This window comes from Pseudoalteromonas luteoviolacea DSM 6061 (assembly GCF_001625655.1).
Lineage (GTDB): Bacteria > Pseudomonadota > Gammaproteobacteria > Enterobacterales > Alteromonadaceae > Pseudoalteromonas > Pseudoalteromonas luteoviolacea.
Genome location: NZ_AUYB01000018.1, coordinates 1 through 431, shown reverse-complemented (window position 1 = coordinate 431; position 431 = coordinate 1). Strand labels below are relative to the sequence as shown.

The window sequence follows — 431 nt, the reverse complement described above, 5'->3', positions numbered from 1 at the left end:
TTCCAAATTTTTAAAGAGCAAGAGAATAACTTCTCAGAGTTAAAAACTCTCAGTTTATACAGTTAAGTAAAAAGTAAACTAAGTAAGAGTGCTTATCTTTAAGAAGTGGTAGTAAAGTGGTGGAGCTAAGCAGGATCGAACTGCTGACCTCCTGCGTGCAAGGCAGGCGCTCTCCCAGCTGAGCTATAGCCCCACATTACTAGGAATACATTGTTTGTTTACACTTCTTTTTGAGGCAAGGCATAAAGCGAGGAAGTTTAGTTATCCTAAACGACGAGCTTTATAACGCAGCATCGAGAAGAAGTGGTGGGTCTGAGTAGACTTGAACTACCGACCTCACGCTTATCAGGCGTGCGCTCTAACCAGCTGAGCTACAGACCCAAACAATGTTGTGTTCTCTAATTCTAATCAACAATCATCTGTGTGGACAC

Annotated in this window: 2 tRNA genes; both read right to left on the bottom strand. The window is 42.2% G+C overall.

The window, feature by feature from the left end:
- Positions 1-117: 117 nt before the first annotated feature.
- Positions 118-193: transfer RNA gene (locus N475_RS01210), tRNA-Ala, on the bottom strand.
- Positions 194-304: 111 nt separating this feature from the next.
- A tRNA-Ile gene (locus N475_RS01205) sits at positions 305-381 on the bottom strand.
- Positions 382-431 lie beyond the last annotated feature (50 nt).